The organism is Nannocystis exedens (assembly GCF_002343915.1).
In the GTDB taxonomy this organism is placed as follows: Bacteria; Myxococcota_A; Polyangia; order Nannocystales; family Nannocystaceae; genus Nannocystis; species Nannocystis exedens.
Genome location: NZ_NETK01000001.1, coordinates 1,996,720 through 2,021,021 on the forward strand (window position 1 = coordinate 1,996,720; position 24,302 = coordinate 2,021,021).

Sequence of the window (24,302 nt, forward strand, 5' to 3'; positions counted from 1 at the left end):
TTCGTCCCCCCCTTGCCAAGCCTTGAGCAGCGCGTGATCGTCGAGCATCGGTACGGCACATACTACCTCCTCGCTCGTCGGAGTCATCCCCGCGGGTGGCGAGCTCGGCGTGACCATGCACCCCAACGTGTTGGCGGCCATGCTCGTGATGTGCACTGTTCAGCCGGTGGGTCGGGCGACGCCGCACCGGCGGCGGTGCGGCGGCCGGTTCGGCCGTCGCCGACGCTGCCGGTGAGCTCAATCGCGGGTTGCCTGACGCTTACGGACCGGCTGCGCCGGGCCGGAGCGCACCGGGCCGGACTCGTCACGGCCGGCTGCGCCGCCGAGACGGCCTCCTTCGACCCGCTTCAGGTCGGCGGTTTGCGCGTGCGCCACGACAGGGACGCGATGACCGCCAGCAGCTCGAGGGGTTCGACCGGCTTCGCCACGTGATTGTTGAATCCTGCGAGGAGCGCCCGCGTGCGATCTTCCGAGCGCGCATAGGCCGTCAGCGCCACCGCGGGAATGCTGCCACCGGCGTCGCGAGGCAACCTGCGGACGCGCTCGAGCAGCATGTAACCGTCCTCGCCGGGCATGCCGATGTCGGAGATCAGCACGTCCGGGCGCTCCGACACGATCTGCTGCAGGGCCTCGGCCGCCGAGCCCGCCAGCAGCACCTCCACCCCGCAGCGCTGCAGCAGCATGCCCAGCATCTCGCGGGTGTCCCGCTCGTCGTCCACGACGAGGACGCGGAGCCCCGCGAGCTCGGGTGGGCATTGCAAATCCTTCGCCGCCGGTCCTTCCCGTGGCGTCTCGCGCGCCTCGATCTCGCGCCGCAGCGTCACCGCCAGCGGGATCCGCACCGTGAAGCTGCACCCGCGGTCTTCGCCCTCGCTGAATACACCGACCGTCCCGCCGTGCATCTCGACGAGCTGACGAACGATCGACAATCCGAGCCCGAGCCCGCCGTGGCGGCGCGTCGTCGCGCCGTCGGCCTGGCGGAAGCGCTCGAACACGTGCGGCTGAAACTCCGGGCGGATGCCCTTGCCGGTGTCGGCGACCACGATCTCGACCGACGAGTCGCGGCGCTCCACCAGCACCTGCACCCGGCCTCCGCGCGGCGTGAACTTCACCGCGTTGCTCAGCAAGTTCCACACCACCTGTTGCAGCCGCTGCGGGTCGCCCATCACCGTCGCGCCCGAGGCGAGCGTGGCCTGCAGGCGCACCCCCCTGGCCTCCGCCGCCGGGCGCACCGTATCCAGGGCCGCTTCGACGATCTCGCGGATCTTGACCGCCTGGACCTCGAGGCGCAGCTTGCCCGCGAGGATGCTGCTGACGTCGAGCAGGTCCTCGATCAGCTGGGCCTGGGCCCGAGCGTTGCGCTCGATGGTGTCGATCGCGTGGCGACGCTGCTCGGCCGGCAGCCCGTCGAGTTGCAGCATCTGCGCCCAGCCGAGGATCGAGGTGAGCGGCGTCCGCAGCTCGTGGCTGACCGTCGCCAGGAATTCGTCGCGCAGCTGCGTCGCCGCCTCGGCCTCGCGCCGCGCCGCGCTCTCGCGCGCGAACAGCTCGGCGCGGGTCGCCTCGTTCCGCTTGCGCTCGCTGATGTCCTTGAACACCAGCGCGACCTGCCGCAGCTCGGCCTCGCCGACGCGCGTGGCACAGACTTCGAACCATCGATTCAGGGCAGGCGCGTGGTTCTCGAACCGGGCGGTCTCGCCGGTCGCCGCGACGCGGGCGTAGAGGCGGAACCAGGACTCGTCGAGGTCGGGCACCATCTCGCGCGCCGTCCGCCCGACCGCGCCGACCAGGCCCGTGTGCGTCTCGAACGCCGAGTTGGCCTCGAGGAAGCGATAGTCGACGGTCTCGCCGTTGGCGTCGACGATCATCTGCAGCAGACAGTAGCCGTCGTCGAGCGACGCGAAGAGCCGGCGGTAGCGCTCCTCCGAGGCCCGCAGCGCGGCCTCGGCCACCTCGCGACGCTGGTGGAGCAGCCGGAACTGGGTCACGTCCTGGCCCTGCACGAGGATCCCGGTCACCTGCCCGCCGGGGTCACGGATCGGCTGATAGATGAAGTCGAGGCAGATCTCGATCGGCTCCTCGCCCGGCCGCGGCTGCAGCACCACCTTCTGCTGCGTGCCGATGTACGGCTCGCCCGTCGTGTAGACGCGCTCGAGCAGCTCGAAGTAGCCCTGGCCGGCGAGCTCAGGCAGGGCCTCGCGCACCGTCTTGCCGACGACGCGGCGGTGGCCGACGAGCTGGTGGTAGGCCGCGTTGGCCACCTCGAACACCATCTCGGGCCCGCGCAGGAACGCGACGAAGCCCGGCGCTTGCTCGAACAGCTCGAACCGTCGCTGCGAATCGGCCATGAACCGCTCGGCGTTCAGCTCGGCGCTGCAGGCCGCGCTCCACTTGGCGACGACGGCCACGTCCCGCGGGTCCAGCGGCGTCGCGCCCTCGCTCCGCAGCTCCAGCACCGCCTCGACGAGCGCCCCGACCTCGTGGACCTCGCCCGGCAGCCCCGAGTCCAGCGAAGCCCCCGCGTCCCGGAGCGCCTGACACAGCATGTCGAGGTACCGCGGCAATTGCTTGGCGCATACGCCGCGCTCTGCGAGCCGGCGCTCGCACGCCGCCAGCAACCGGTCCTTCTGTCCCTCGATAAGCTCCACCAGAGCGCTCATGCTGCCCCCTCACTGTCGTCCGCTCGGGTCTTCGCTAGGTTGTCGGGTGCTCCTATCAAGAAAAGACGCAAAAAACACTCCTCTGTCCGCTCTCGGCGGAGAGGGGCGCAGGGACCGCGCAGGGACCCCTCCCTGCATGAAGGGCCGCAGGCGAAGTCCGGTTCCTCCCTCACCGTTGAAACATGTGGCCAAGCGCACGCCCGGCCCTCGAGCCGAGCCCACAGCGGCCTCCATTGCGTCGACGCAAAGCTGGCGCCGCCGACGGACGCTCTCTCACCGACGAGCTCGCTCGACGGGTGTATCCGCGACGAGATCGCCTTCGCCGCCCGCGGCTCGACTCGCCATGGCCGTCGAATTCCCGAGCCTGATGGGCATGCCGCTCGGGTCGCCGAGACGACTTCGATACCCCCGGTCGCTCGCGGCTCGACCGGCCCGGGTCGCCCGCTTCGATCGGTGGGGAGCTGGGCATCGAGATCATCACCGCCGGCCGCCCAGCTCCTCCGTCAATGGATGATATCGACGTGCGAGCGTGAATCGTAACACCGATCGCGGCAGGACCGCTTCATGATTCGCGAATAGCAGCTGCTCCTGCAACAGACGTCCCGCAAGTCCGAGGAATCGTCGGCGCCAGCCTGGGCGCGGGCGAGCGCGGGGCCGAGATTTCTGCGCTCATGGCGCGGCCCCCATGGAGCGCCTGGGAGCGGCCGGCAGGCCAGGCACCGGGGCGAGGCGGCGCCGCTCGCTTGACTCGGACCGCCTAAAAGGTTCTCCTGAGGATGACTGACCTTTTTTCACTAATGGAGCGACTTCGCCGTGACATCGACCGCTCATTCCTCGCCTATTTCTCTGTCCGCCGTCGTCACCGCCGTGCTCGCCCTGTCGGCCTGCAACGACGGATTTAATGAAAACTGCGGGAAGACCCGCGAGGTCACCCAGGGGTTTTTGAACGTGCTGAGGGACGCGGAGTTGACCGAGGTCCGCGAGCTCGAGGGCAGCGACGACGACCGCTGCGAGGAGGCCTGCCGCCGCCGGGTCGAGAGCGGGCTCGGCGACCCCGAACTCCTGGAGGCGCTGAGCTGCGACGCCAGCGGCAAGGAGCAGCCGGACGCGCCGTGGGACGCCGCCAACACCGAGGTCGAGGTGACCTGCGAGGCCAAGTACTTGAAGACGGAGATCTGCCTCGGCCGCCGACCGCAGGGGCACCACGAGGTGGAGGCCGACCTCGACTGCCGCACCGAGTGGTTCGCGGCGCAGGCCCACCTCGAGCGCGCGTCGGTGCGGGCGTTCGAGGAGCTTGCGACCTGGCTTCAGGGGCGCGAAGCGCCGGAGGCGTTGATCCGCCGCTGCCACGAGGCCGCGGCCGACGAGGTCGTGCATGCCGAGCAGATGACCGCGCTGGCCCGGCGCGAGGGCGCCGAGGTGCCGCTCCCCACCGCCGATCCACCGCCCGCCGAGCTGTTCGCCGTCGCGCTGCACAACGCCGTCGAGGGCTGCGTGTCCGAGGCGTTCGCGGCGGCGCTCGCGGCTCACCAGGCCCGCCACGCCGAGGGCCCCGAGCTGCGCGCCCTGTTCGCCGCGATCGCGGCCGACGAGCTGCGCCACGGCCAGCTCGCCTGGGATCTCCACACATGGCTCTTGGGACAGCTCACCGCGGCGCAGCAGGCCGAGGTCCGCGCCGCGCAGCTGCGGGCATTGGCGGCGTTGCCCCGCGGGACCGGCAAGGCCGCAGCGAGCGCCCCGCCCGAGCTCGGCTGGCCCTCGCCCGCGCGCGCGGCAGCGATGGCCGAACGCTTCGCCCGCGAGGTGACCGCGGCGATCGGCGCGGTCGGCTGAGAACTGCGAGCGCTTCGACCGCGAGCGCGTCCCGGACCGAGAATCCCTGTACCAGCGAAACGCCGTTCCGCAGCTCCTCACCATTCCTGCCCTGCCGAGAACTGCTCCGCCGCTGCAGTCGACGAGGCAGTGCGCTCCCGCTATTCGTCGCAGGCACACCCTGGCGGCGTGTGACAAGCTCGGTCGCGGGCGATGCAGGTGTTGCCGCAGGCCTTGCCCTTGTGACACATGCGGCAGCACGAGCCGGCCGGCGAAGCATCCCGCGCCGGCCCCGACGTCGGCGGAGCCGGCGAGTCCACGCGCATGTGGGTCTCCGTGCTGGTGCTCCGGCCCTCGACCGTCCACGACGATTCGCCGCGCTCGACGGTCGGCGCCGTCGAGGCGCGGGGCGGAGGTGGCGGAGGGGACCACCACGGCGGACCCGGGTCCGACTCCACGACCGGCTCGGGCGGCGTCGATGGGGCGGACCTCGCGTTGCCGCAGGCCACCATTCCGGTCACCACGATTGCAGTGAGGACGCGCATGAGCCGGCGGCACGGGGCGGGTTCTGACGGGAGCGCGAGATCGATACATTGCAGGGCCATGCGGGTCCTATGCATCACCGCCTTATCACTCGCCGCGTGCGCCGGCGTCAACACCGGTCAGTCGCTCGAGGTCCTCGCGCCGCCCGAGGCCCAGCTCGGGCACGGCTACGATTCGCTGTCGGACGAGACCCGCGGCGCCTGTGTGGCACCGAAACCTGTCAGTCGCGCGCGACGCGGCGGGAGGTGGCAGCGCGAGGTGTTCATCGTGCGCAACCGCGAGGAGGTCGTTCGCGCGGCCGGCTTCTCCGGCGGCGTGAGCCTCGGCATCTTCGGCTTCGGCCTCGACCTCGGGTTCGAGGACCTCGAGCGCCATACGCAGCGGTCGACCACCACCTTCGCGGTGATCCGGATCTCCTACGACTCCCCAGGCCAGTCACTGGTCGATTACCGCCTGCAAGACGACGCGGCCGCGACGCTGCGCCGCGAGGGGGCGCACAAGTTCTACGAGAAGTGCGGCGACGGCTTCGTCGCGGCGGTGCGCAGCGGCGGGCTGTTCCTCGGCATCGTCGCCCTCGACGAGGTCGCCGACGAGGACGTGCGCAGGCTGTCGGGCCACGCCGGCGTGTCTTTCTTCGGCATCGGCGGCAAGGGCGGCGTGAGCCGCGAGAACCGGCAATTCTTCGAGCGGCACCGGGCCCGCTATTACGTGCTGCAGAACGGCGGCGGCCCGGGCGGATGGACTTCGATGAGCGAGCTGCGGGACGTGGGCGCCCTGGTGCACCAGGCCTACGCGTTCGAGCAGCAGGTCCAACTGGGCGCGACGGTCCCGACCCAGCTGGTGGTGAAGCCGTACCAGGTGACCTCCAACCTGCCGCGCGGGGCCGACCTGTGGAACGTGCTCGAGCAGCGGCGCTTCCTCGACGATTTGGCCGTCCGCCACGGCGAGCTCAAGGACGCCGACGCCGAGGTGCAGGCGCGGATCGCCGCCGGCGCGTGCAAGCGCCGCGGCGACGCCAGGGAGCTCGAGCGGCTGCACGCGCGCTACGCCGCCGCGCTCGAGGCCAGCCGCAAGCGCGCTCAGGACTGCCGCATCGATCCGCGGCGGCGATGCAGCGACCGCGGGCTGACCTTCGTCGACCCGCGAGCCCACGAGCGGGCGCTCGCGCGCTGCGAGCCGGCGCGGCCGCACGCCGACGCTCCGCCGCCGCAGCGGCCCGGAGTCGATTCGCCGTGCCACCTGTGGCAGTTCTCGTCGCTGGCGGCGCGCGTGGCCGAGCGGGAGTACGACGCTGACGGCTCGGCCCCCGAGCTCACGGTCGCGTTGCACAGCGAAGGCCGCCGGATCGGCCTGCCGATGGTTCGCAGCTACTCGACCGAGGGCGAACTGACCGACCTGTACTTGCGGCCGGGTGCCACGGCGACCGTCACGATCTGGGACCGCGACGCGTTCTTCGACGACCACCTTGCCTCGCTCGAAGGCAACGTGCCGCCGACGCTCCCGGGCGGCGTGTGGACGCTGCGGCAAGGCGAGACGCAGGCGGCGCTGGCAGGTCGGTGCATCGAATGATCGCTCCGGAGCGCCGCGCCTGCGGCTGTCGGCGACGAGCGCGGCCTCTATCGTAGCAGCGCCTGGTCCCCGCAAAAATCGACTCGCCGCCATTCATCCCTGCGCCGCTGGACGAGCCCAGCGGCCGCGAATCTCCCGAGGATCCTCGACTACGACTCACGGCCGGGCGGCGAGCGCAGCGCTGCCCGCCGTTCGGCTGCGAATCGTCTTTCCCCTCACCGCAGGAACTCGCCCATGCGCCGGGCGATGAGCCCGCTGTCGGGTTCGCTGCCGCTGAACATCGCCGCCGAGTCGGCGTCGAGCGGGTGATAGTTGACCTGCTCGGGCGGCGTGCTGCGGAGCGCGCACGTGTACGACGTATTGAGGTCGAGCTCGAGCTCGCCGCGGTCGGGTTTGCCGACCACGATCACCTCGATCTCGCCCTGGAACGTGCGCGCCGGCTTGTAGCCGAGCATCGCCCGCAGGCCGGCCTCGTACATCTTCATGCGGTGCATGAACAGGTGCTCCTCGGCGGGGCTCTTGAGGAAGCCCGCGTCGCGCATGAAGGCCGTCACGAACGCGTAGCGCTCCGGCTCGGGCAGCGCGCGGATCTGGTCCATCGGCAGCACCACGTGGATCCCGAGCATGCGCTCGAAGATGAAGAGGTGGTCCTCGATCGCGCGCAGCTGCAGGGCGTCGGTGCCGGGCAGGCAGGCCCACGGGCGCAGGAACACCGGCATCACGTTGAGCAGCAGCGCCACCTCCTCGCCCTGGGCCTGGAGCTGGCAGGCCACCTCGTACGACGGCAGGCCGCCCATGCAGAAGCCGCCGATGTAATACGGCCCGTGCGGCTGGATCGCGCGGATGTGGCGGAGGTTGTAGGCCGCGATCTCCTCGACCGAGCCGAACGGCTCGCGCTCCTCGTCGAAGCCTGGTGCCTGGCAGCCGTACAGCGACACCGACTCCGGCAGGTGCGGCGCGAGGTAGCGGAAGTACGACGCCCCGCCGTCGGTCGCCGGGAAGAAGAACAGCGACGGCCCGCCGGGCGCGCCCTTCTTGAACTGCACGATGTTGGAGGGCACCTCGGCGGCGGCGCGCGCGGTCGTCTGCTCGCGGTTCTTGATCAGCGCGCGCAGCAGGTCCTGTTTGGTGTTCGATAGTGACTGGTCCATGGTGTCGTACCTTTTGTCCTCACGCATCGAGGCGCGCGAGCAGGTCGCGCGCCTCCTCCTCGCGCAGCTCGGCGAGCATCGCCGACAGCGCTTCGAGATCTCCGTTCGCGGCCGCGGCCCGCAGGCGCGCCAGCTTGATGGCGCTCGCCAGGCCCGCGACCGTCGGCGCCTGAAACAGCTCGGTCATCGTCAGGGCGACGCCGTGCCGCTGCTTGGCCGCGAACAATAGGCGCGCGGCCAGCAGCGAGTGCCCGCCGAGCGCGAAGAAGTCGTCGTCGCGGCCCGGCGCGCGGCCGGGCAGCAGCTCGGCGAACAGCGCCGCGACCGCGGCCTCGACCGCGTCGGCCGGCGGCGCGTAGCGGGCCTCCGACTCGGCCGGGGCGATCCGGGCCGTCAGCAGCGCCTGCCGGTGCAGCTTGCCGTTCGGCGTGCGCGGCAGCTCCGGCAGCACCACCACCCGCGCCGGCACCATGTACGCCGGCAGGCTGCGGCGCAGCGACTCGAGCAGCTCGGCGGTTCGCACCACCTGACCGGCCGCGGCGCACACGAACGCCACCAGCTGTCGCTCCCCGTCGGGCCCCGGGCGCGCCGCCACGGCCGCCTCGCGGATCGACGGGTGGCGGGACAGCGCGTGCTCGATCTCCCCGATCTCGATGCGGTGGCCGCGGATCTTCACCTGATCGTCGAGGCGCCCGAGGAACTCGAGCTGGCCGTCGTCGCGCCAGCGCACCAGGTCACCCGTGCGGTAGCAGCGGATCGGCGCCGGCAGCAGGCCCGCCGGGTTCTTGTCGACGAAGCGCTCGGCGGTCAGCTCCGGGCGGCCGAGGTAGCCGGCGGCCACCCCCTCGCCGGCGATCCACAGCTCGCCCGGCGCCCCCGGCCCGAGCGGCTGGCCCTCGGGGTCGAGCACGAACACCTGCGTGTTCTCGATCGGCCGACCGAGCGTGATCGGGTCGCCGGGCGCCAGGCGGGCGCGCGTCGACCAGATGGTCGTCTCGGTCGGCCCGTACATGTTCCACAGCTCGGCGCAATGCGACGCCAGCCAGTCGATCAGCGCGCGCGGCGGGTGCTCGCCGCCGCACAGCGCCCGCAGCTTGCCGTCGCCCGGCCACCCGGACGCGACCAGCAGCGACCACGTCGCCGGCGTCGCCTGCATCACCGTGACCGCCTCCGCGGCCAGCAGCGCCTGCAGCTGCGCGCCGTCGGCCAGCGCCGCGGTGTCGGCGAGCACCAGCCGGGCCCCGTGCGTCAGCGGGAGGAAGAGCTCGAGCGCGGCGATGTCGAAGCCCCAGGTCGTCACCGACAGCAGCGCGTCGCTCGCGGCGATCCCCGGCCCGCGCGCCATCGCCGACAGGCAGCTGACGAGGTTGCGGTGGCGGACCACCACCCCCTTCGGCGTGCCGGTCGAGCCCGAGGTGTAGAGCACGTACGCGGGGTCCTCGGGGCCGCTGTGGGGCACGTTCGTCGGCGCGACCTCGACGACGGATTCATCAGTGCGCCGATTCGTCGGTTTCACGGCTTCGACGATCGAGGCACGGGTGTGATCGTGCGTCAGTCCGTCGGCCTCGATGGTGGATTCGTCGTGGTATCGATGGCTCGACCCGTCGACCTCGACGATCGACGCGTGCCTGTGCCCATTCGACCCCGCGGAGAGCGCCGCGACCGTGACGCTCGGCGCGTCGCCCGGCACCGTGCGCGCCTCCGCGTCGCGGATCACCAGCGTCGCTCCGCTGTCGGCGATCATGAAGCGCAGCCGGTCTTCGGGGAACGCGGGGTCGAGCGGCAGGTAGGCCGCGCCGGCCGCCAGCACCCCGAGCAGCGCGCACAGCAGCTCCGCCGAGCGCTCCCCGAGCACCGCCACGATCTGCCCCGGGCCGACCCCGCGGGCGGCCAGCGCCGCCGCGATCGTCTCCACCCGCCCCGCCAGCTCGCGATAGCGCCACGTCCGGCCCGCGTGCGTCACGGCCGGCGCCTCCGGCGTGCGCGCGGCCTGCTCGCGCACCAGCGCGGGCAGCGTGGCCTCGCGGGGGAACGGCGCCGCTGTGCGGTTGTAGGCCAGCACGACCTCGCGGGCGCGCAGCTCGTCGAGCATCGGCGCCGCGTCGATCGACGTCCCCGGCGCCGCCGCCAGCCCGGCGGCCAGCTGGACGAACGCCTCGACGAAGCGGCCGGCGAACGGCGCCTCGAACAGGTCGGTCGTGTACGTCAGCGTCCCGCGCGTCCCGCCCGGGCCGGTGACGAACTGGCACTCGAGGTCGAAGGTGGCGACCTGCGGGTCGAACGGCCACGCCTCCGCGCGCACGCCCGGCAGCGCCGGCGGCTCGGCGGGGCTCTGCGCGCCGAAGAACACCGAGAACAGCGGCGTGCGGGCCGGGTCGCGCGGCTGCCCCGACAGCTCGACCAGCCGCTCGAACGCGACGTCCTTGCGGGCGAACGCCTCGCGGCAGCAGGCGTCGACCCGGCGCAGCAGCTCGCGGAACGACAGCCCGCGCGCCACCTCGACGCGCAGCACCACCGTGCTCACCAGGCAGCCGATCAGCGACTCGATCCCGCGGTCGTCGCGGTTCGCGTGCGGCGTCCCGACTACCAGGTCGCGCGCCCGGCACAGCCGCTGCAGCGTCACCAGGAACACCGCCAGCAGCGCCGCGAAGCGGGTCACGCCTGCGTCGGCCGCGGCCCGCTGCAGCGCGTGCTCGACGTCGCCGGGCAGCGTGAACTGCAGCTGTCGCCCGCGGTAGCTCTGCAGCGGCGGCCGCGGGCGGTCCTGCGGCAGCTCGATGACGGGCAGGTCGGCCAGCTGCGCGCGCCAGAACTCGAGGTGGTCGGCGGCCGCGTGGACGCGCCGCTCCCAGGCCACGAAGTCGCCGTGGCCGAGCGCCGGCGCCGGCACCCCCGGCTCCGCGCCCGCGAGCTCGGCGGCGTACAGCGGCCCGAGCTCGGCGGCCAGCAGCGCCAGCGAGGCGCCGTCGATCACGAGGTGGTGGAACGCCAGCGCGAGGATCGATCGCGCGCCGCCGCAGCCGATCAGGCACGCGCGCACCGGCGGCTCGCGGTCGAGCGCGAACGGCCGGCACAGCGCGGCCCGGGTCGCCTCGGCGATCACGGCGTCATCGGCGGTCGCCGCCAGCTCGAGCCGCATCAGCGCCGGCGCCCAGGTCGGCAGCACGAGCTGCACCGGGAAGCCGTCGAGCTCGGCGAAGGTCGCCCGCAGCGCCTCGTGCCGCGCCACCACGCGCCCCAGCGCCCGCGCCAGCGCGTCGGCGTCGATTGGCCCGCGCAGCGCGTACGCCTGGGTCACCAGGTACGCCGGCCGCGAGGTGTCGAAGCGCGTCAAGAACCACAGCCGGCGCTGCACGCTCGACATCGGCGTGGCCACCCGCCCGGCCAACAGCGCCAGCACCTCGGCCTTGGCGACGCGCAGCGCCTCGCGGTCGGCCGGCGTCACCACCCCCGGCTCGGCGCGCAGCCGCAGCTGCTCGCCCTCGGCCCACAGCCGGAGCCCGCGCTCCACCAACCCGCCGACCAGCGTCGCCGCGCTCACACGCCCGCCCTCGCGCGCCATCGATGCACCATTCGACGTCGTTGCGCTCACAGCCCTTCCTTCGCGCTCCGTCGATGCACCATTCGGCGTCGCCGCGCTCACAGCCCGTCCCTCGCGCGCCGGCGATGCACCGTTCGGCGTCGCCGCGCTCGAGGTCTTTCCGTCGCGCGCCGGCGATGCACCATCCACCACCGCCGCGCTCACAGCCCTCGCCTCGCGCTCCACGGATTCACCCTGCAGCACCGCCGCGCTCCCGGCCCTCGCCTCGCGCTCCACGGATTCACCGTTCAGAACCGCCGTCCTCACAGGCCCTCCTCTTCCATCGCTGCTGCCAGCTCGCTCGCCGACGCCACCCGTCCGCGGCCCTGCGCCGCCAACTCCGCCAGCGCCAGCGCCAGCGCGGCGACGCTGCGGTCTTCCAGGAACAACGGGGCCGGCGCCTCGACCCGCAGCGCCTCGCGCACGCGGTTGGCGAGCCGCATCGCCCCCAGCGAGTCGAGCCCGAGCCGCCGCAGCGACAGCGTCGGCGACAGCGCCGCTGGAGCCAGCGCCAGCAGCTCGCCCGCCACCAGCTGCACGAACCGCTCGATCCGCGGCGCCGACGGCTCCGCCCCCAGCGCCTCCGCCAGCGCCGCCAGCTCGGGCTGCGCCGGCGCCTCCGCGCGCACCGGCCCGAGCTCCGCCTCGCCGCCCGCGAGCGCCGCGGGCCACAGCCGCCGGCGCTGGAACGGGTAGGTCGGCAGCGACACGATCGACCCCGCGCGCGGCAGCACGGCCGGCCACGCGACCGCCAGCCCGCGCTGGTACAGCCGCGCCAGCACCTCGAGCAGGTGCGCCCGCCCGCCGCCGCGGCGCAGCGACGACAGCACCAGCGCCGGCGCCCCGCGCTCGGCGATCGTCTGCTCGCACGCGTGCGCGAGCACCGGGTGCGGGCCGACCTCGAGCAGCACGTCGACGCCGTCGTCGAGCAGCGCGCGGGTCTGCTCGTGGAAGCGCACCGGCTCGAGCGCGTGGCGCAGCCAGTAGTCGGCGTCCATCTCGGCGCCGTCGATCGGGCGCCCGAGCAGGGTCGAGTAGATCGGGACCCGCCCGCGCTGCGGCGCGATCCCGGCGAGGTCCTGCGCGAGCGCGCCCGCGATCGGCCGCGACAGCGCGCAGTGGATCGGGAACGGCAGGCCGGTGAGGCGCGCGAACGCCCCGGCTGCCTGGAACTCGGCCACGATCGCCGCCAGCGCCGCGGCCTCCCCGGCGAGCAGGAAGCTGCGCGGGCCGTTGCGGGCCGCCACGCTGACGTGCCCGGCGTGGCGGACCAGCGCGCGCTCGAGCGTCGCCGGGGTCGCGTCGACCAGCGCCATCGTGCCGCGCCCGGCGAGCGAGCCGATCCGGCGGCTGCGGCGGACGATCAACCGCGCGGCGTCGTCCAGCGCCAGCGCGCCGGCCACGTGCGCCGCCGCGACCTCGCCCATGCTGTGGCCGACGACCGCGACCGGCTCGACCCCCCAGGCCGCCCACGTGCGCGCCAGCGCGACCTGGACCGCGAACAGCAGCGGCTGCACGCGCGCGGCGTCGTCCGGCGCCTCGCCGCGGGCCAGCGCCGCCGCCACCGAGAAGCCGGCGTGGCGCTCGATCGCCGCGTCGCAGGCGTACAGCGCCCGGCGGAACGCCGGCTCCTGCGCCAGCAGCTCGCGGCCCATGCCCGCCCACGCCCCGCCCTGTCCCGGGAACACCAGCGCGACCCGCGGCGGGCGCTCGGCCGGCGCGCCCGCGTCGGCCCCGCTGGCCAGCGCCCCCGCCAGGCGCTCGCGCAGCCCGTCCATCGTGTCGGCCACCACCGCGACCCGGTGGGCCAGGTGGTCGCGCCCGAGCGCCGCGGTGTGGCACAGGTCGTCCAGGGCCGGCGCCGCCGCGTCGGTCAGCGCGGCCACCAGCCCCGCCACCCGCTCGCGCAGCGCCTCGCGCGTGTGCCCCGACACCGGCAAGACGCTGGCCGCCTCGGCGACCGGCTCGCGCCCCTCGATCGCGGCGACCCGGACCCCGAGCGTCCACAGCGTCGCCGCCGCGGCCGTCAGCTCGCCCGCCCCCGGCCCGTCGCGGCGCATCGACGCGACCACCTGCCCCTCGCGCCCCGCGTGGGCCAGGCACTGCTGCAGCGCCGGCCCCAGCACCGGGTGCGGACCTGCCTCGAGGAACAGGTCGGCGCCGTCGCGCGCCAGCCCCTCGATCGCCGCCGCGAACGCCACCGGCGCGCGCAGGTTGCGGGCCCAGTAGCCCGCCGCGAGCGCGCGCCCGTCGATCTCCGCCCCCGTGACCGTCGAGATCAGCGGCACCTGCGTCGGCATGGCGACGACGCCCTCGAGCCCTCGGGCGAGCTCGTCGAGCAGCGGCTCGACCTGCGGGCCGTGGGCCGCGTAGGCCGCCTCGATCACGGCGCACCCGATCTCCTCGCGCCGGCACCGCTCCGCCAGCCGCTCGAGCATCGCGCGCTCGCCCGACACCACCGTCGCCCGCGGGCTGTTGTGGGCCGCGATCGTCACCCCCGCGAACTCGGCCAGCAGCGCCGTCACCTCCTCGGCCGAGCGCTCGATCAGCATCACGCCGCCGAGCCCGGCGATCCGCCGCGTCAGTTGCCCGCGCAGGCAGATCACCCGCACCGCGTCGGCGAGGTCGAGCGCGCCGGCGACGTGGGCCGCCGCCACCTCGCCCGCGCTGTGCCCGACGATCGCCGCCGGCACCACGCCCTGCGCCCGCCAGGCCGCCGCGATCGCCACCTGCACCGCGAACAGCAGCGGCTGCACCACGTCGGCCTCCCGCAGCCGCGACGCCTGCGGGGGCGCCGACAGCTCGTCCAGCAGCGACCACCCGACCCGCGCCGCGACCTCGCGCTCGCACGCCAGCAGCACCGCCCGCGCCGCCGGCGAGCTCGCCAGCAGCGCGCGGCCCATCCCGAGCCACTGCCCGCCCTGGCCCGAGAACACCAGCACCGGCCGCCGCGGCCGCGCCACGCCGAGCGCCAGCCCCGGCGCCGCCTCGCCGCGCCCGAACGCCGCCAGCCCCTCGCGCAGCACCGCCGCGCTGCGCCCCGCGATCGCCAGCCGGACCGGCGCGTCGCCGGGCCGCTCGAGCGCCGCCCCGCCGGCCAGCCGCGCCTCCGCCTCGCGGGCCAGCGCCGCCAGCGCCGCCTCGCTGCCGGCCGCCAGCGCCACGATCCGCTCCGCCTGCGGCGCCGCCTCGAGCACCGCGTGCGCATTGGTCCCGCCGAACCCGAACGAGCTCACCCCGGCGCGCGCCGGCCCCTCGCTCGCGGGCCACGACTCGCGGCGGTCCTGCACCGCCAGCTTCAGCCCCGCGAAGTCGATGTCGGGGTTGCCTGTCCGAAAGTGCAGGCTCGCCGGCAGCGCCGCGTGGTGCAGCGCCAGCGCCGTCTTCATCAAGCCGGCGATCCCCGCCGCGGCCTCGGTGTGGCCGATGTTGGTCTTGATCGAGCCGATCCGCAGCGGCCGCGCGCGCCCGGGGCCGTACACCGCCGCCAGCGCCGACGCCTCGATCGGGTCGCCGAGCCGCGTCCCGGTCCCGTGCGCCTCCACGTAGTCGATCGACGCCGGCTCCACCCCCGCGCGCGCGCACGCGGCCGCCAGCACCGCCCGCTGCGCCCGCGGGCTCGGGGCGGTGAGCCCGTTGCTGCGGCCGTCGTTGTTGACCGCGCTGCCGCGCACGAGCCCGTAGATCCGCCGCCCCGCCGCGAGCGCCCGCCCGAGCGGCTCGAGCACCACCAGCCCGGCCCCCTCGGCGCGCACGTAGCCGTCGCCGGCGGCGTCGAAGCTGCGGCAGCGCCCGCTCGGGCTGCGCGCGCCGAACCTCGCCATCTGCACCATGCTGTCGGGCGCGAGGATCAGGTTGACCCCGCCCGCCAGCGCCAGCGTCGACTCGCCGCGGCGCAGGCTCTCGCACGCGAGGTGCACCGCCACCAGCGAGGCCGAGCACGCGGTGTCGACGGCCATGCTCGGCCCCTCGAGCCCGAGCGCGTACGACACGCGATTGGCGATCACCGCGTGGCTCAGGCCCGTCGCCGTGTGCTGCTCGATCGCCGCCAGCCCCGCGCGCGCCAGCAGCAGCGCGAAGTCGTGCCACAACGCGCCGACGAACACCCCCGTCGGCGACCCGACCAGCGAGCTCGGGGCCACGCCCGCGTCCTCGAGCGCCTCCCAGGCCAGCTCGAGCGCCAGCCGCTGCTGCGGATCGCAGACGGCCGCCTCGCGCGGCGAGACGCCGAAGAACAGCGGGTCGAAGCCGTCGACCGCGCCGAGGAACCCGCCCTCGCGGGCCGTGCTCTCGCCGGTCGCCGCCTCGAGCCGCGCCAGCGCGTCGAGGTCGAGGCGGTGCGGCGGGATCGGGGCGATCGCGTCGACCTCGTCGATCAACAAGCGCCACAGCGCCGCCGGCGAGCTGGCCCCGCCCGGGAAGCGGCACGACAGCCCGACGATCGCCACCGGCTCGTCGCCCGCCGTCACGCGCGCGCCCTGCACCTGCGGCCGCGCCTCACCGACCAGGTGCGCCGTCAGCTCGACGATGCTCGGGTGCTCCCACAGGGCCGTCAGCGGCACCGACCGCCCGAGCCACGCCGACAGCCGGCTCACCAGGATCGCCGCCGCCGCCGAGTCGAGCCCGTGGCTGCGAAAGCTCGCGCGCGCGTCGATCCGCCGCGACGGCGCGCCGAGGATCTCGGCGACCGTCCCCGTCAGCCACCGCCGCACCTCGTCAGCCGATCGCACCAGCCACCTCGCTCTCCGGAGAAATCACGCCAGCGCCGCGAATCATGCGTGCGCCGGACCCATTGATCCAGGCGACCATGCGGGCAGGAATCGAACCGATCGCGCTCGCCCGGCCGAACCGTCCGTGCGGCCCGCGCCTGATCGGGTCGACGCGGACGAGCGCGGATGGACGATCGGACGTCGATCGGTCATACCGCGCCCGGCGCACGAGCGAGGCCCGCGACCGCGATCGTTCGCGGACCCCTCTCCGGGCCTCGCCGACGGCGCGTCGCACCCGCGAGCGTCGCCGACGCCGGCGCGTCCTTTCGTCGACGAGGATCTCGCCCGCGCCGACGCGTCCACGACCCGCAGGGCGCCGGGGGCGGCGCGGCCACGAAGGCCGACGTCCTCTGGCAATTTGCAAATCTCGCACGACCCCCTCCGACCTCGCATCGAGCCCATGCCGCGCGTCCGCTGTACGGGCTCGCTGCCGGCCTCGATACAGTGCCCGTCGCTCCGCGATCAATTGCGCGTCGGAGGCGACGCGCGCTGCGACCTCGTCGAGCCCGACACCGACGGCATCGAGGTCTGCAACGGCGCCGCGTTTCCTCCCTCGTGGACCCGAGAAATCCAGCAGCATCACGGCAATGCGAGGCGGCCAAGGCGCTCCCGTCGAAAACAAATCCTGGCCCTGCGGTGCCGGCGCGTGCCGATGCACACGACCTGCAGCGACGGAGAGCGACCGCTCGACGCACTTTCCGTCACGGGCCCGGCCGCATGCGGCCAAGTCGTCACCCTCGGCCTGCTACGAATATTCCCGCGAGCGCGGCAGCGCCGCGCTCGCGGGACGTCGCGACGCCCGCCTGCGATGATAACCCCCTGCGTCGCGCTCTCGGCCCCTCGCGGCCCACCTGCGCCGCAAGTTCGCCGGGGCCTCCGTCGAGGCCGTCCGCCCGGCCCCGCCGCCCGCCGCCGAGCGCGACGCCGAGGGGATCCGTCAGCGCCGCCTCGCCGCCCGCGAGCAGCGCCGCCTGGCCCGCGCGGCGTCCCAGCGAGGACACGAAGCGGGCCCGACCGCCGCGCCCGCGAATGACCCGAACGACATGCGCTGAAAGACATGTCGCTTCAGACATCCGCCACGCCGCCCGGCCTCGCCGGCTCGCGGCGCCCGCGACGTGGCGGCGGACTGGTGGGACCGCGCGCGGGTGCCCACGGCGTCCCGCCGCTCGACCCCGACGTGTCGGGGCGGAGCGAGGTGGCAGCCATGCCTCAGACGATGCGAGACGCGGCGGCTCCAGTCGTCGCAGCGGGTCCGCTCGTCGCGGCGCGACGGCGCCGGCGGAGCAGGCCGAGGAGGGCCAGGAGCGGCAACGCGGCGGGCTCGTGGCGGCTGTGGCAGCCGCAGCCGGAGTCGCCGTCGAGCGAGGGGTCTGCGTCGGTGGTGGCAGAGTCGCTGCTCGCCGTGGCGGCGCCGGGGCTCGAGGTCGAGGCGTCGGTGGCCGAGCCGTCGGCGGTCGAGGCGTCGGTGGTCGAGGCGTCGGTGGTCGTGGGCGCGTCGGTCGTCGAGCCCGGGGCGCCGGTGGTCGGCGCGTCGGTGGTGGGCTCGCCGGTGGGATCGCCGGTGGTGTCCTCGCCGGTGGTGCCCTCGCCGGTGGGGTCGCCGGTGGTCTCGCCGTCCTGCGGGCAGGGGAAGCTCGACTTGAGCGCGACCGGCAGCCCACCTGGCCCCTGGGACATGGTCCACTCGAGCGCGCCCGCGTGCGGGACGGCCCCGCGGGGCTGGCCGCAGAAGTCGTCGGTGAGCGGGTCGGCGAGCGTCGGCGCGGCGCCGTCGGTCCGCAGCGGCGAGCCCTCGGTCGGCCAGAAGTCGCGGGCGGCGGCGTCGAGCCAGCAGGCGGCGGGGTCGTCGGTGCAGTCGACGTTGCCGGCCATGGCGACGCCGGGGATCGCGGCGGGGACGGCCGGACCGGCGCCCGCGCTCTGCCAGGCGGCGTTGCCGGTCAGCTCGAGGTCCTTGCCGGCGGCCCACTCTTTCAAGAGGATCGCCGGGCCCTCGTCGCCGACGACGGTGTTGCCGACGAGGTGGATCGCGCGCACGAGGTCGCGGTTCTGGTAGTCGTAGACGTAAAGGCCGGCCTCGGCGCCGCCGACGACGATGTTGTTGCGGACGACGGCCGGGCCGCCGCCGATCTCGATGGTGCCTGCGGTGCGCGAGCCGATCACGAGGTTGCGCTCGACGACGCTGACGCGCGCGAGGTCGGTCGAGCCGTAGATCTCGATCCCGGGGCCCTTGGTGTCGTGGATGACGTTGTCGCGGACGACGCCGTGGCTGTCGAGCTTGAGCTCCATGGCGTAGCCGACCGCGGACGAGTCGACCCCGTCGAACAGGTTGTCGGCGATGACGACGTTGGTGGCGGCGCAGACGTCCATGCCGTCCTGGCAGCCGAGGTAGATGCCGGTGGCCTGGAGGTCGAGGAAGGTGTTGCCGAGGATCTGGACGCCGTCGCTGTCCTTGCTGTTGGCGGCGATCGAGATCCCTCCGACCTGGTCGAACAGGCAGCTCTGGATGGTGATCCGCGAGCCGTCCTTGATCTTGATGGCGTCGATCGTCGCGCCGGAGGGGCCGAGGGTGAGGTCGGCGATGACGATGTCGCTGGCGAGGACGTCGAGGACGTTGGAGCTCTGGCCGGCGTAGACGATGACGGCGTGGTCGTCCGGGTCCGCGCCTCGCAGCGTCTTCGGCATGCCGGGGGCGCCCCCGCTCGAGAGGACGCACGGGCCCGAATACTCACCCGGCGCGAGGACGACCGTGTCGCCCGGCGCGGCGGCGTTGAAGGCGGCGCAAAAGTCGTCCCCCGGCTGCAGCGGGATCTCGGCCGCGAGCGCGGCTGCAGGCGAGAGGACGAGCGCGGGCGCGAGGAGGTGACGAAGCAGCATGGCTGGAAATAATAGTCGAGGCGCAGCCGGGCACGTGTGCGCGGTCGCGAGGCTCCTTGGCGGCAGCGCGCGGAGGCGCGGCGGTGCGTCCCGTGCGCGCCGCGATCAGCGCGGGCGGGCAATGAGTGGATGTCTTCCAGGACATGTCCTGAAGTGTTTGTCACCCGAGCGGCGCGGAGCGGGCAGGCATCGGCGCAGGAAGATCGGCGCCGCGCGGTGCGCGGGCAGCCGGAGACGACGGGGCCGCCCGGATGCGAGGTGAAGGATGCGTCTGAAGAGATAGGTCTCGCGGGATCAGGCGCGGCCGCGCGGACGAGGGCGGGCGCCCCCGCATGCCGGACGACGCGCGAGGACGAGGCGGCTCCGGCTTCACCCGGCCCATCGACGACCGCGGCGCCGGCCCGAAGCCCCGCCTCGCCGCCCGCGAGCCGCGCCGCCTCGCCCGCGCCCGGTCCGAGCAAGGGCACGAAGCGAGCCCGACCGCCGCGCCCGTGAGCGCTTCGAACGACATGCGCTGAAAGACATGTCTCTTTGACCATCACCGCGCAGCGGGGCCCCGTCGGCCGCCGGCGCGAACGAGGCACGACGGGCCGCCTTCCTGGCGCCCGCCGAAGTGCATTACGGCCGCACCGAAACCATCCTGTCCGTCCAAACAGCCACCCTCCCGCCGCCTACGAGGCCACCCCGAGCGCTTCGTCCGCGGAAGGCCCGTGCCGCGCCGACCTCCCGCCGCGGTCTACGACGACCCACCGCCCCGACCTCCGCGAATACGCCGTCCATGTCCATGCGGACAGGTGCACCTCGACCGCTCCATGGACCGACTGCGCCCGGGGGCATGACTCGATCGACCCCGGGGCTCCACGATCACGTCCGAGGTGAGCCCGGCTCCGCGCTCGCGCGGCCCCGTGGCGGACTCGTGCGAGCGACGCGGGCCCGCACGCGACGGCGGCTCGCACGAAGGGATCGGCCCCACCGCGAAGAATCCGCGGCTCGTCCGACGGTCGCGGTTGTAATTTCTGACAGGCTGTCTAAAAATAAGTCCATGGCCAAGTCACCGCGAGCGGCCCCCGTCGCTCCCCGCCCTCGCGGGCGGCCGCCGAAGATCTCGCGCGCCGCGATCGCGCGGGCGGCCCTGCGGCTCGGGTTCGCCGACGTCACCCTCTCGAGCGTGGCCGAGGCGCTCGGCGTGTCGCACACGGCGCTCTACTCGCACGTCACCGACCGGGCCGACCTGGCCATGGCGGCGCTCGATCTGCTTTATGCCGAGGCGCCCTGGCCCGCCCCGCGGGGGCCGTGGCGGCCCTTCCTGCACGCCGAGGCGCGCGTGTTGTGGACGGTGCTCGAGCGCGACCCGGCGCTCGTGCTGGCCTCGGCCGCCGGCGGGATGTCGCCCGGCGCGCTCGCTCACTTCAACCTGGCCGCAAAAGTGCTCATCGACGACGGCTTCCGGCCCGAGGCCGCGCTGCTGGCGGTCGACACCGCGTTCGACCTCGTCCACGACGTGTTCGCGCGCGGGAAGCAATTGGTGGAGAGCGTCCAGGCGCGCGACGACGGCGAGACCTGGCTCGACGCCCTCGACCCGCGGCTGCGCGCGCCGGCGCGGCGGGCCGTGGCGAACCCGCGGCGGTGGTTCGAACGCAAGCTGCAGCTCGTGCTCGACGGCATCGCCGCCGGCCTCGCGCCCCCTTCTTCAGGAGAAGCATCGTGACGACCGACAGCCCCTCCGTCCCCTCGCTCGACCGGGCCGCGCTGCGCGACCTGCTCGCGCCGGCCCGCCTCGCCATCGCCGGCGCCTGCGCGCTGCAGGTCGTCGCCTCGATCGCCGGCGTGGTCCCCTTCGTCGCCGTCGCCGAGCTGGCGCGCGCGCTGGCCCAGCCGGTGGTCGACGGCGACCGCGTCTGGGCGGTGGCCGTCGCCGGCGTCGCGGCCCTGCTGGTCCGCCTGGTCTTCCTCGGTCTGGCGGCCTGCGTGACCCACTTCGCCGACAACGACCTCCAGCTCGACATCCGTCGCCGCATGGCCGCGCACCTCGGCCGCGTGCCGCTCGGGTGGTTCGACGAGCACAACTCCGGCGCGGTCAAGAAGGCGCTGCAGGACGACGTCGACGCGCTCCACCATCTGGTCGCGCACTCGTACCTCGAGCTCACCGCCGCGATCGTCGTGCCGCTCGCCTCGGTCGCCTACCTCCTGACTATCGACTGGCGGCTCACCCTCGTCACGCTGGTCCCCGCGCTGCTCGGCGTCGGCCTCTATTTTACGATCATGCGCAACTACGGCGCGCAGATGGCCGCCTACGGCGCCGCCATCGCCCGGGTCAACAGCGCCTCGGTCGAGTTCGTGCAGGGCATCGCCGTGGTCAAGACCTTCGGGCAGTCGGGCCGCGCCCACCGGCGCTTCCTCGCCGAGGCGGCCGGCTTTGTGGAATTCTTCTGGCAGTGGGTCAAGGGGCTGCTGGTGCCGAGCACCCTCGCGGAGCTGGTGCTGAGCCCGCTCGTCGCCCTGCTCGCCGTGCTCGCCGCCGGGGCGCTGTTCGTGGCGAACGGCTGGCTCGCGCCGCTCGACGTCCTGCCGTTCGCGCTGCTCGGCCTCGGCATCACGGCGCCGTTCATGGCCCTCAACTACGCCCAGCAGGACCTGAGCATGGCCCAGCAAGCGGCGGGGCGGATCGCCGCGCTGCTGGCCGCGCCGGTCCTGCCGGTCGCCGGCCCCGGCGGCCCCGTGCCGGCCGACGACACCGTGCGCTTCCACGGCGTGCGCTTCTCGTACGACGGCGCCACCGAGGTGCTCCGCGGGGTCGACCTCGTGCTCGCGCCGGGCACCGTCACGGCCCTCGTCGGGCCCTCGGGCTCGGGCAAGTCGACCCTCGCCAAGTTGGTCCCGCGCTTTTGGGACCCGTCGGCGGGCGTCGTCTCGCTCGGCGGGGTCGACCTGCGCGAACTCCCGCCCGACGAGCTCTACAAGCGCGTCGGCTTCGTGTTCCAGGACGTGCGCCTGCTGCGGGCCTCCGTGCGCGACAACATCCGCCTGGGCGACCCCACCGCCAGCGACGCGCGCGTCGAGGCGGCGGCCCGCGCGGCGCAGATCCACGAGCGGCTCGCCGCCCTGCCGCGCGGCTACGACAGCGTCGTCGGCGAGGACGCGGTCCTCTCGGGCGGCGAGGCGCAGCGGGTCACGATCGCCCGGGCGCTGCTCGCCGATCCGCGGATCGTCGTGCTCGACGAGGCCACCGCGTTCGCCGATCCCGAGTCGGAGGCCGCGATCCAGGACGCCCTCGCCACGCTGGCCGCGGGCCGCACCCTGCTGGTGGTCGCCCACCGCCTGCACACGATCGTCGGCGCCGACCAGATCGTCGTCGTCGACGGCGGCGCGATCGTCGAGCGCGGCCGTCACGCCGAACTGCTGGCCGCGGACGGCCGCTACCGCCGGCTGTGGGACGCCGCGTCGTCCGCCGCCGATCTCGCTCCGGAGGTGAAGTCGTGATCCGCCGCCTGCTCACCATCGCCGACAGCGCCGCCGGGCCCAACCCGCTGCGCCTCAACCTGATCGGCCTCGTCGTCGAGGCGGTCCTTCAGGGCCTCGGCTTCGTCCTGCTCGTCCCGCTGCTCACGGCGCTGATGCATCAGCGGCCGGACGAGGCCGGGCCGTGGCTGTTCGCGCTCACCGGCCTGGTGGTCGTCTACGGGCTCGTCCGCTACCGCACCCAGCTCGCGGCCTACCACGCCGCCATCCGCCTCGCGCGCGCCCTGTTCTCGCTGCTGGGCGACCAGATCGCTCGCCTCCCGCTCGGCTGGTTCGACGGGACGCGCGTGGGCGCGGTCGGCCGCCTGACGTCGAAGGGCGTGATCGATGCCATGGGGATCCCCGCGCACCTGCTGCGCCCGGTGGTCAACGCCTTCGTCACGCCGTCGACGGTGGTGGTCGCGATGTTCTGGTTCGACTGGCGGCTCGCGCTCGCGGCCTTGACCAGCGCCCCGCTGCTCGCCCTGACGTATCGCTGGACCAACGCCCGGATCGCCCGCGCCGACGTCGCCCACGACGCGGCCGCAGCGGAGGCCGGCGGGCGCGTCGTCGAGTTCGCGCAGCACCAGGTCGTCCTGCGCGCCTTCGGCCGCGCCACCGCGGGCGCCCAGACGCTCGACCGGGCGCTGCGCGACCAACGCGACGCGAGCCGCCGCCTGCTCTGGGTCGGGCTCCCGGGGCTCGTCGCGTTCAACCTCGTGGTCCAGGCCGCGTTCACCGTCGTGTTGCTGCTCGGCACCGACCTCGCGCTCGGCGGCACCGTCGACGCCGCCGAGTTGGTCGCGCTCCTCGTGCTCGCGGTCCGCTTCGTCGAGCCGCTGATCACGGCCGCCGACCTCGGGGCCGCGCTGCGCATGGCGGGCAACGCGGTCGGCCGCATGGACGCGCTGCTGGCCGAGCGCCCGCTGCCCGAGCCCGCCGTGTCCGCGCCGATCGCCGACGCCTCGGTCGAAGTCGATCGCGTCGGCTTCGCCTACGCCGACGCGCCGGTGCTGCGCGACGTGAGCTTCACCGTCGCACCCGGCACCGTCACCGCCCTCGTGGGCGCCTCGGGCTCGGGCAAGACGACCCTCACGCGCCTGATCGCCCGCTTCTGGGACGTCGGCAGCGGCGCGGTCCGGGTCGGCGGCGCCGACGTGCGTGACCTGCGCTCCGAGGACCTCATGGCCCGCATCGCCCTCGTGTTCCAGGACGTCTACCTGTTCGACGGCACGATCCTCGACAACATCCGCATGGGCCGCCCCGACGCCGACGAAGCCGAGGTGCTCGCAGCGGCCCGCGCGGCCCGGGTCGACGAGATCGTCGCCCGCCTCCCGCGCGGCTGGGACACCCGCGTCGGCGAGGGCGGCAGCAGCCTGTCGGGCGGCGAGCGCCAGCGGGTGTCGATCGCCCGCGCGCTGCTGAAGGACGCCCCGATCGTGCTGCTCGACGAGGCGACCGCGGCGCTCGACCCCGAGAACGAGGCCGCCGTGCTCGACGGCCTCCGCACGCTCGCCAGCGGTCGCACCGTGATCGTGGTCGCCCATCGACTCGCCACCGTCGTCGCCGCCGATCAGATCGTCGTGCTCGACCGCGGCGCAGTCGTCGAGGTCGGCAAACATCACGACCTCGTCGGCCGCGGCGGACGATACGCAGCCTTCTGGACCGAGCGCACCCGCGCCCAGGGCTGGCGGCTCACCCGCGGATCGACGAAGGACCGCAGCTTCGTCTAGCGAGACATGTCCCTCGCGACATGGCTCGAAAGAAATCTCCGCGCGGCGTCGCCCTCGCTCGGGCCGACGAAGAGCACCGACATGACCGCGGACGCGTGCTCATCAGCCCG

Annotated in this window: 10 protein-coding genes; 5 read left to right on the forward strand and 5 right to left on the reverse strand. The window is 74.1% G+C overall.

Features of this window, described 5'->3' with window-relative positions; all coding sequences use genetic code 11:
• Positions 1–347: 347 nt before the first annotated feature.
• Positions 348–2,660, reverse strand: a complete 2,313-nt coding sequence (locus NAEX_RS07845; protein WP_211302370.1) for a PAS domain-containing hybrid sensor histidine kinase/response regulator — start codon at positions 2,658–2,660, stop codon at positions 348–350.
• An 867-nt stretch (positions 2,661–3,527) separates the two neighbouring features.
• Between NAEX_RS07845 and NAEX_RS07850 the strand changes: the two genes are divergently transcribed.
• Both NAEX_RS07850 and NAEX_RS07855 read left to right on the forward strand, forming a co-directional pair.
• Entirely contained in the window at positions 3,528–4,493 is a 966-nt protein-coding gene (locus NAEX_RS07850) for a ferritin-like domain-containing protein (protein ID WP_096326893.1), read from the forward strand.
• Positions 4,494–5,075: 582 nt separating this feature from the next.
• Positions 5,076–6,584 carry a hypothetical protein gene (locus NAEX_RS07855; protein WP_096326894.1) on the forward strand — a complete coding sequence of 503 codons (1,509 nt, stop codon included), beginning with the start codon at positions 5,076–5,078 and terminating at the stop codon, positions 6,582–6,584.
• Positions 6,585–6,799: 215 nt separating this feature from the next.
• Here NAEX_RS07855 and NAEX_RS07860 read toward each other — a convergent pair whose 3' ends face one another.
• The 4 genes from NAEX_RS07860 to NAEX_RS07875 all read right to left on the reverse strand — a co-directional run bounded on the left by NAEX_RS07860 (position 6,800) and on the right by NAEX_RS07875 (position 18,961).
• Positions 6,800–7,735: a thioesterase domain-containing protein gene (locus NAEX_RS07860; RefSeq protein ID WP_170135543.1), complete on the reverse strand. Its 936-nt coding sequence runs from the start codon at positions 7,733–7,735 to the stop codon at positions 6,800–6,802.
• A 19-nt stretch (positions 7,736–7,754) separates the two neighbouring features.
• On the reverse strand, positions 7,755–11,276 hold the full coding sequence (locus tag NAEX_RS07865) for a non-ribosomal peptide synthetase (protein ID WP_170135544.1): 3,522 nt from the start codon (positions 11,274–11,276) through the stop codon (positions 7,755–7,757).
• Between the two features lie 302 nt (positions 11,277–11,578).
• A complete protein-coding gene (locus NAEX_RS07870; protein ID WP_096326897.1) occupies positions 11,579–16,045 on the reverse strand; it encodes a type I polyketide synthase in 4,467 nt (1,488 codons plus the stop codon).
• Between the two features lie 1,248 nt (positions 16,046–17,293).
• Complete coding sequence (locus tag NAEX_RS07875) at positions 17,294–18,961, reverse strand: right-handed parallel beta-helix repeat-containing protein (protein WP_096326898.1); 1,668 nt, start codon at positions 18,959–18,961, stop codon at positions 17,294–17,296.
• 1,042 nt (positions 18,962–20,003) lie between these two features.
• Here NAEX_RS07875 and NAEX_RS47475 point away from each other — a divergent pair.
• Genes NAEX_RS47475 through NAEX_RS07890 form a run of 3 tightly spaced genes read left to right on the forward strand, consistent with a single transcriptional unit; the run spans position 20,004 to position 24,192 of the window.
• Positions 20,004–20,669 (forward strand): hypothetical protein, encoded by a 666-nt coding sequence (locus NAEX_RS47475; protein WP_143825539.1) that lies wholly within the window; start codon positions 20,004–20,006, stop codon positions 20,667–20,669.
• Complete coding sequence (locus NAEX_RS07885) at positions 20,666–22,441, forward strand: ABC transporter ATP-binding protein (protein WP_143825540.1); 1,776 nt, start codon at positions 20,666–20,668, stop codon at positions 22,439–22,441. Before NAEX_RS47475 ends, NAEX_RS07885 begins: the two co-directional genes overlap by 4 nt.
• Entirely contained in the window at positions 22,438–24,192 is a 1,755-nt protein-coding gene (locus tag NAEX_RS07890; protein ID WP_096326901.1) for an ABC transporter ATP-binding protein, read from the forward strand. The genes NAEX_RS07885 and NAEX_RS07890 overlap by 4 nt, the downstream gene beginning before the upstream one ends.
• The last annotated feature ends 110 nt before the right edge of the window (positions 24,193–24,302 follow it).

Excerpts from the sequence above, each read along its gene's own strand:
- NAEX_RS07845 (WP_211302370.1), bottom strand. The coding sequence starts at position 2,660 with ATGAGCGCTCTGGTGGAGCTTATCGAGGGACAGAAGGACCGGTTGCTG.
- NAEX_RS07855 (WP_096326894.1), top strand. The coding sequence starts at position 5,076 with ATGCGGGTCCTATGCATCACCGCCTTATCACTCGCCGCGTGCGCCGGC.
- NAEX_RS07860 (WP_170135543.1), bottom strand. The coding sequence starts at position 7,735 with ATGGACCAGTCACTATCGAACACCAAACAGGACCTGCTGCGCGCGCTG.
- NAEX_RS07875 (WP_096326898.1), bottom strand. The coding sequence starts at position 18,961 with ATGCTGCTTCGTCACCTCCTCGCGCCCGCGCTCGTCCTCTCGCCTGCA.
- NAEX_RS47475 (WP_143825539.1), top strand. The coding sequence starts at position 20,004 with ATGGCCAAGTCACCGCGAGCGGCCCCCGTCGCTCCCCGCCCTCGCGGG.